The 8,291-nt window shown below is 68.8% G+C and carries 7 protein-coding genes; 5 read left to right on the plus strand and 2 right to left on the minus strand.

Annotated features, from left to right (window positions below):
* Nucleotides 1–109: 109 nt before the first annotated feature.
* From thiC to O1Q03_RS31600, 5 genes are all read left to right on the plus strand, one after another.
* Nucleotides 110–2,041, plus strand: coding sequence for a phosphomethylpyrimidine synthase ThiC (gene thiC / locus O1Q03_RS31580; protein ID WP_034206861.1), 1,932 nt, complete (start codon nucleotides 110–112; stop codon nucleotides 2,039–2,041).
* Nucleotides 2,042–2,295: 254 nt separating this feature from the next.
* Nucleotides 2,296–2,511, plus strand: a complete 216-nt coding sequence (locus tag O1Q03_RS31585; RefSeq protein ID WP_057927920.1) for a glycine zipper 2TM domain-containing protein — start codon at nucleotides 2,296–2,298, stop codon at nucleotides 2,509–2,511.
* A 217-nt stretch (nucleotides 2,512–2,728) separates the two neighbouring features.
* Nucleotides 2,729–2,977: a hypothetical protein gene (locus tag O1Q03_RS31590; RefSeq protein WP_269508329.1), complete on the plus strand. Its 249-nt coding sequence runs from the start codon at nucleotides 2,729–2,731 to the stop codon at nucleotides 2,975–2,977.
* 132 nt (nucleotides 2,978–3,109) lie between these two features.
* Nucleotides 3,110–4,036, plus strand: coding sequence for a DMT family transporter (locus O1Q03_RS31595; protein WP_269508331.1), 927 nt, complete (start codon nucleotides 3,110–3,112; stop codon nucleotides 4,034–4,036).
* Between the two features lie 332 nt (nucleotides 4,037–4,368).
* Nucleotides 4,369–5,649 (plus strand): sensor domain-containing phosphodiesterase, encoded by a 1,281-nt coding sequence (locus tag O1Q03_RS31600; protein WP_269508334.1) that lies wholly within the window; start codon nucleotides 4,369–4,371, stop codon nucleotides 5,647–5,649.
* A gap of 47 nt (nucleotides 5,650–5,696) precedes the next feature.
* On the opposite strand, the gene arfB is transcribed toward O1Q03_RS31600, so the two are convergent.
* Together arfB and O1Q03_RS31610 are read right to left on the minus strand one after the other, a co-directional pair.
* Nucleotides 5,697–6,101: an alternative ribosome rescue aminoacyl-tRNA hydrolase ArfB gene (arfB, locus tag O1Q03_RS31605; protein WP_269508336.1), complete on the minus strand. Its 405-nt coding sequence runs from the start codon at nucleotides 6,099–6,101 to the stop codon at nucleotides 5,697–5,699.
* The coding region (locus tag O1Q03_RS31610; RefSeq protein WP_269508339.1) for an AAA family ATPase at nucleotides 6,098–8,291 on the minus strand (2,194 nt) is incomplete at its 5' end. The genes O1Q03_RS31610 and arfB, both read right to left, overlap by 4 nt.

The following is an 8,291-nucleotide window of genomic DNA, read 5'->3' on the forward strand; positions in this document are numbered from 1 at the left end:
AATCCGCCGCCTCACCAAACCTCGTCTCCTGCTTAGCTCGAGCCCCACATTCGTCAAGGGCTCCGGGCAAGCGCCGAAGCGCCTGTCCGGCGCTCACACAGGAGATTGCATGAACGCCAATCCGAAGTTTCTGTCTGCCGACGCCCACGTCGACGCCGCTGCCGTCGCGCCGCTGCCCAATTCGCGCAAGGTCTATGTAACCGGCTCGCAGCCCGACATCCGCGTGCCGATGCGCGAAATCACGCAGGCCGACACCCCGACCGGCTTCGGCGGCGAGAAGAATCCGCCGATCTACGTGTACGACACGTCGGGCCCGTACACCGATCCGGACGCGAAGATCGACATCCGCGCGGGCCTGCCCGCGCTGCGCCAGCGCTGGATCGAAGCGCGCGGCGACACCGAGGTGCTCCCCGGCCTGTCGAGCCAGTACGGTCTCGAGCGCGCGGCCGACCCGGCCACCGCCGACCTGCGTTTCCCGGGCCTGCACCGCAACCCGCGCCGCGCGCAAGCCGGCAAGAACGTCACGCAGATGCACTATGCGCGCCAGGGCATCATCACGCCGGAAATGGAATACATCGCGATCCGCGAGAACCAGCGCCGCGCCGAATACATCGAGAGCCTGAAGTCGAGCGGCCCGAACGGCGCGAAGCTCGCCGCGATGATGGGCCGCCAGCACCCGGGCCAGGCGTTCGGCGCCGCGGCCTTCGGCGCGAACGCGCTGGCCGAGATCACGCCGGAATTCGTGCGCGACGAAGTCGCGCGCGGCCGCGCGATCATCCCCGCGAACATCAACCACCCGGAATCCGAGCCGATGATCATCGGCCGCAACTTCCTCGTGAAGATCAACGCGAACATCGGCAACTCGGCCGTCACGTCGTCGATCGGCGAGGAAGTCGACAAGATGACGTGGGCGATCCGCTGGGGCGGCGACACGGTGATGGACCTGTCGACCGGCAAGCACATTCATGAAACGCGCGAGTGGATCATCCGCAACAGCCCGGTGCCGATCGGCACGGTGCCGATCTACCAGGCGCTCGAGAAGGTCAACGGCAAGGCCGAGGATCTCACCTGGGAAATCTTCCGCGACACGCTGATCGAACAGGCCGAGCAAGGCGTCGACTACTTCACGATCCACGCGGGCGTGCGCCTGCAATACGTGCCGCTCACCGCGAACCGGATGACGGGCATCGTGTCGCGCGGTGGCTCGATCATGGCGAAGTGGTGCCTCGCGCATCACAAGGAAAGCTTCCTGTACGAACACTTCGAAGAGATCTGCGAGATCATGAAGGCGTACGACGTGAGCTTCTCGCTCGGCGACGGCCTGCGCCCCGGCTCGATCTACGACGCGAACGACGAAGCGCAGCTCGGCGAGCTGAAGACGCTCGGCGAGCTCACGCAGATCGCGTGGAAGCACGACGTGCAGGTGATGATCGAAGGCCCCGGCCACGTGCCGATGCAGCTGATCAAGGAGAACATGGATCTGCAGCTCGACTGGTGCAAGGAAGCGCCGTTCTACACGCTCGGGCCGCTGACCACCGACATCGCGCCGGGCTACGACCACATCACGTCGGGCATCGGCGCCGCGATGATCGGCTGGTTCGGCACCGCGATGCTGTGCTACGTGACGCCGAAGGAGCACCTCGGGCTGCCGAACAAGGACGACGTGAAGGAAGGGATCATCACGTACAAGCTCGCCGCGCACGCGGCCGACCTCGCCAAGGGCCACCCGGGCGCGCAGGTGCGCGACAACGCGCTGTCGAAGGCGCGCTTCGAGTTCCGCTGGGAAGACCAGTTCAACATCGGTCTCGACCCGGACAAGGCACGCGAATTCCACGACGAAACGCTGCCGAAGGATTCGGCGAAGGTCGCGCACTTCTGCTCGATGTGCGGCCCGCACTTCTGCTCGATGAAGATCACGCAGGACGTGCGCGAGTTTGCGGCGCAGCAAGGCGTATCGGAGACCGAAGCGTTGAAGAAGGGGATGGAAGTCAAGGCGGTCGAGTTCGTGAAGACGGGCGCCGAGATCTATCACCGCCAGTAAGGCCGCAAGCGAACGATGCGGCCGCGCCGGCCGCGTCGTGACGCATTGCACCAAGCCCGCTTTCGAGCGGGCTTTTTTTGCGTGCGCGCCCGCATCACGCATGCCCGCAGCGCCGCGCGAAACAATTCATTACGAAACCGGCAGACCCTTAACAAGTCCTTACAGCAGCCCCACGGAGCGGCGCGTAGATTGGAATCATGCGCGACCGGGCGCCGGTCGCGCGACCTCCAGTCACTACCACAAGGACAACGATCATGAGCTATTCGATTCGGCGTTTTGGGGTATGCGCGCTGCTCGTTGCGACGGTGGCCAGCCTGTCGGCCTGCGATTCGATGACACGACGCCAGCGCGATACGGCAATCGGTGCGGGCGTCGGCGGTGTAGCGGGCGCGGCGATCGGCGGCAACGCGCTGTCGACGCTGGGCGGCGCGGCCGCCGGCGGCATCATCGGTAACCAGGTCGGCAAGTAAGCCGGCCCGCGCCCCGGGGTTCCGGGGCGCGGTGCGTTTCAACCGGACGGCGTTTCCGCGATGCGGAAGCGCCGTTTTTGCATGGGGCGGCGCCGTCGGGCCGGCGGTGTGGCGAATCCCGTGCGGAAATGATCCGTTACCGTTTTGCGCACCCTGTCATCGGCGGGCGGCCTAAGCTTAAGCATCAGCCGATTGCCGGCTCCGCCGGAGAGACATCATGACCCGGACCTTCGTCGCCGCGGCGCTCGCGTGCGCGACACTCGCTGGCTGCTACTACCCGTATGGCTACTATCCGCCCGGCTATTACGCGGCCGCGCCCGTCCAGCCGGCGCCCGCGTATGTGGACCCCGCCCCCGTGTACTACTATCCGGCACCTGCGTATGCGCCGGCGTGGGGCGGCTATTGGGGCCCGGCGGTGTCGCTGAATTTCGGTTTCGGCGGACACGGCGGCTGGCACCATCACTGAGCGCTGCTGGCGCGCGCCTGCGCGGCCCACGGCGAGAACTTCCGGTTCTTGCCGTTTCATCCGATCGTGAAACGACGGTGCGGTAACGCGGTGTAAGATTCACCACATCCCGCCCCTCGCCCTTCATGATCGATGTCGCCCAAGAACGCCTTTCTGCTCACCGTCCTCGCCGCCCTGTGGGGCGCGTCGTTCCTGTTCATCCGGATCGGCGTCGCTGAATTCGGCGTCGCGCCGCTGATGGCGCTGCGCGTGGGCATCGGCGCGCTGTTCCTCGTCGCCCTCGCGCTGACGCGCTTCAAGCCGGCCGAACTGGTCGCGCGGCTGCGCGAACACGCACTGCCATTGTTCGTCGTCGGCGTCCTGAACTCGGGCGCGCCGTTCTGCCTGTTCGCCTATGCCGAACTGACGCTGTCCGCCGGCGTGACGTCGGTGATCAACGCGACGGCCCCGCTGTGGGGCGCGCTCGTCGCGTATGTGTGGCTGAAGGACACGCTGTCGCTGCCGCGCACGCTCGGCCTCGTGATCGGCTTTGCCGGCGTGCTCACGCTCGTGTGGAACCAGATCGCGGACGCGCACGGCAGTGCCGGCGCCAGCGCAACCGCGCTCGCGGCCGCCGCCGCGCTGGGCGCGACGCTGCTGTACGGAATCGCCGCCAACTACACGAAGCGCACGCTCACCGGCGTCGATCCGCTCGTCAACGCAGCCGGCAGCATGATCGGCTCGACCGTCCTGCTGCTGCCGTTCGCGATCGCGACGTGGCCGGCCGCACCGGTCGGCATGCATGCATGGGGCGCGGTGCTCGCGCTCGGCGTCGCGTGCACGGGCATCGCGTATTTCATCTTCTTCTACCTGATCTCGCATATCGGGCCGTCCCGCGCGATTACCGTCACGTTCGTGATTCCCGTGTTCGGCCTGCTGTGGGGCGCGCTGTTCCTCGGCGAGCACGTGTCGATCGTGATGATCGAAGGCTGCGCGATCGTGCTCGTCGGCACCGCGCTCGCGACCGGCGTGATCAAGCGGATTCCCGGCCTGCGCACGCGCGGCGGCACAGCGACCTGAGCCGCGCGAGCGCCGCCGCGCTGTTGCGCGTCGGGTTCCCCGCGGCCGCGCGATCGGTCGCTGGCCACGCACGGTCGCGCGGCGATCCGGTATTCCGGCGCCCGCTTCGTTCGACGACGTTGCACTCGCGCAATAGCGCGGGCATCGCGCCTGTTTAGCGTTTGCGTCTGGAGTTACCCTGATACGCGAGCCTCCGCGTTCCCGTTACACTCCGAATACTCATCCGCAGAAGGCGGTTATGATGCACCGCGTTCTTTCGCGTCCACCTGCGCGTGCGACTGCTTCAGCGTGGCGGCACGATACCGCCCCTCCGTTCGCCGGGCACGATTGACATGAAGCCCTCTCGCGACCTCTCGCTCGATTCCGTGCTCGAACGCCTCAAGCCAACCCCGAGCGGCTGGCTCGCCACCTATCGCAACACGACGCTGCGTAGCGTGTTTCAACCGGTGCTGTCGATCACGCACAAGCGCGTGGTCGGTTACGAAGCGCTGCTGCGCGTCGTGGACGCGGACGGCGCGCTGCTCTCGCCGATCGCGCTGTTCGACAAGACACGCGCCGACGCCGATGCGCTGCTGCTCGACCGGCTCGCCCGCTGTCTGCATACGGCCAATTTCGTGTCGCAAGGCATCGGTGACGGCTGGCTGTTTCTGAACGTGACGCCGCGCGTGCTCGATTCGGGCCTCGTGCAGCGCGAATTCGTCGACGCGCTGTGCCGGCATTTCGCGCTGCCGCCGAATCGCATCGTGCTCGAAGTCATCGAACAGCCGGCCCGCGACGAAGCCGCGCTCGCGCGCACGATCGACATGATCCAGCATCGCGACTTCCTGATCGCGATCGACGACTTCGGCACCGGATTCTCGAATTTCGACCGCGTGTGGCGCGCACGGCCCGATATCGTCAAGCTCGACCGGTCGCTCGTCGAGCGTGCGACGTGGTCGGCCGACGATCGCCGCATCATGCATCACCTCGTATCGATGCTCCATCAGGCCGGCGCGATGGTGCTCGCCGAGGGCGTCGAAAGCGACGACGGACTGCAGGCGTTGATGGAGGCCGACATCGATTTCGTCCAGGGCTTCCAGTTCGGCCAGCCCGATGCGTCGATCGCACACGCGAGCGCCGCCGCGCCCGCGATGCTCGACGCCGCGTGGCAACGCTTCATCGCTCACCGGCATACGCCGGTCATCGCCGAGCAACCCGGCTTCGACGCGATCGAGCGGCTCGTGCTTGCCGGTGCGGCCGCATTCTCGGCGAGCGGCAACCTGAACGATGCCGCGCAGCGCGTATTCGTCGTGCCGGCCGCGCGGCGCGTGTTCGTCACGGACGAGATCGGCGAGCAGTTCCTGCCGTCGATCGGCGCGCCTTCCGCGAACGGCCATGCGAGCGCGACCCGCCTTTCGCCGCTGTTTCCGGAAACCCAGAGCAACTGGTCGCGGCGGCCGTACTTCCAGCGCGCGATCGCCGCGCCGGGCCGCGTCGCGCTGATGGGCCCGCACTTCTCGCTGACGGAAGGCCGCGACTGCTATACGGCGGCGGTCGCGATTCGCGCGCAGAACCGCCTCGTCGTGTTCTGCGTCGATTTCGTGCTCGACAGCGCGGGAACCGTGATGCGGTAGCGAGGCGCGGCAGCGCGCTGCCGCGTGCCGCGTAGACCGCGCTTTCGTCAGTCGACGATCTTCCCTCTTCCCGACTTCACCGCGCTGCGGCGTGACTTGTGTTCGAGCCGCCGTTCCTTCGATGCGCGCGTCGGCCGCGTCGCGACCCGTGCGCGCGGCGTGAACGCGACGCTGCCGATCAGCGCATCGAGCCGCGCGAGCGCCGCGTCGCGGTTTTTCTCCTGCGTACGGTATTCCTGCGACTTGATCACGACGATGCCGTCTCGCGTGATGCGCTGGTCGGACAGCGCGAGCAGCCGCTCCTTGAGTACGGGCGGCAGCGACGACGCACGGATGTCGAACCGCAGGTGAATCGCGCTCGACACCTTGTTGACGTTCTGCCCGCCGGCACCCTGCGCGCGCACGGCCGTCCATTCGACTTCGGCCGGATCGAGCGTATAGCGGATCATCATCGCGACATCTCCTTGCGGCGGCGCGCAAGCGCCTCGTCGACACGCGCCGCGAGCCCGGAATCGCGTTGCGTGCGCGTCGCGACCGCCTGCGCCAGCACGCGCCGCGGGCCGATCACCTGCACGCGCGTGCGTGCGCGCGTGACGGCCGTATAGACGAGTTCGCGCGTGAGCACGCGACCGAACGACGCCGGCAGCACGAGCGCGGCCTCATCGAATTCCGAACCCTGCGATTTATGGACGGTGAGCGCGAATGCCGTTTCGTGCGGCGGCAGCGCGGCAGGCGACACCGCGCGTGCGGTGCCGTCGGCGCGGCGGAACCACACGCGCAGTACGCCGTGCGCGTCGGGCAACGCGATGCCGATGTCGCCGTTGAACAACCCGAGCGCATAGTCGTTGCGCGTCACCATGATCGGCCGCCCGGTGAACCAATGGGCGCCGACCGCAAGTGGCACGCGCGCAGCGTGACGCACATGCGCGCCCACGAGCGCATTGACGTGCTCGGCGCCGCGCGAACCGGTGCGCGTCGCGCACAGGATGCGGAACCGGTTGAGCGCATCGAACAGCGGCAGCGGATCGGGCGCCGGCGCCGCGAGCGCGACGCGCAATGCATCGAGGTACGCACCGAACCGGCGCGCGAGCCGCTCGACCGTCGATGGCGCAAGCGTATCGCCCGCGTCGTCGTGGAACGACGCGGCGGCCGTATCGTCCGTCGGCAATGCGTCGAGCGCGGCCTGCACGTCGCCGCGGCGGATCGCCACCGACAGCCGGCCGATCGGCGAATCGAGACCGAATCGGTAATTGCGTTCGAGCCACACGACGCAATCCGCAAGCGGCGCGGGCGCGGGATGTGCGGCCGTGGTTTCGTCGGCTTGCGTGGCGACGAGCGACGCCCGCGCGGCCTGCACGGCATCGCTCGCATCGAGCGGCGCGAGCTCGATCGCGTCGAGCCATGCGAGTTCGTCGGGCTCGATCCATGCGGGGCTGGCGCCGGCGCCGGTCGTGCCTGCATCCGTCACGGTGCGGGAGCCGCTCGACGCAAGGTCCGCAGGCTGCGACGAAGCAGCCCGTTGCGCGGCGTCGGGCGGCGACACCGCCTCGTCCTGCGGTTCGTCGTCGAAGAGCGACGCCTGACGCGTATCCGGTTTCGCTCGCGACGCCGGCTTGCGCGTCGCCGTAAACGACGCCCGTACGGACGCCTGGACCGGCGCCGCAACTGCAGCGGCAACCGTGCGTGCAGCCGCTGCCGTTTCGGCAGGCGCGTCGTCCGGCACCGGCAACGCCGCGGCGAAGGCGGCTTCGTCGATGCCGAGCGCCCGCGCGATGCGCGTGCGCGCCGCCGCGGTAAACGTCGGCCGTGCGCTCAGTTCGGCGAACACCGCGCCGGCCTCGACCGCCGCCAGCTGATCCTTGTCGCCGAGCAGCACGAGCCGCGCGCCCGGCGCGAGCGCGTCGAGCAGATGCGCGGCGAGCGCGACGTCGATCATCGACGCCTCGTCGACCACGATCAGGTCGTACGGCAGCGGATTGTCGCGATGATGGCGGAAGCCCGCGGCCCCGCCGCCGCCCAGCAGGCGATGCAGCGTGTACGACGTGTCGGGCAGGCGCGCGGCGAGTTCGGGCGGCAGGTCGCCTGCCCGCGCGTGCAGCGCTTCCTGCATCCGCTGCGCGGCCTTGCCGGTGGGCGCCGCCAGCGCGATGCGCAACCCCGGATGCGCGTCGAGCAGGCACGCCAGCACGCCCACGACGGTCGTCGTCTTGCCGGTGCCGGGGCCGCCGCTGACGATCGTCACGCGCCCCGTCAGCGCGACGATCGCCGCGACGCGCTGCCAGTCCACTTCGCCCGTCGCCGGCCCGAAGTAGCGCGCGAGGCTGTCGCGCAACCGCTCGGGCGACAACGCATCGTCGAGCGCGGCCTCGCCGGCCTGCGCGACGAGCGCATCGGCGAGCCGCCGCTCGTAGTCGAAATAGCGCGACAGATACAGATGGTCGTGCCGATCGACGATCAGCGGCCGCTCGTCGCCGCGAGCCAGCGTGCCGAACGCCACCACGCCGCTCGCGGCAAGCGCGGCGCGCACGTCGTCGAGCGGCTCCTCGTAGCGCTGCGCGAGCGCGGCGAGCGACACGCACACGTGGCCGCCCGCCGTCGCGCGGCTCGTCGCGAACGCGGCACGCGCGGCCCAGCGCGCGGCC

Source organism: Burkholderia sp. IMCC1007, assembly GCF_027257875.1.
GTDB lineage: Bacteria > Pseudomonadota > Gammaproteobacteria > Burkholderiales > Burkholderiaceae > Burkholderia.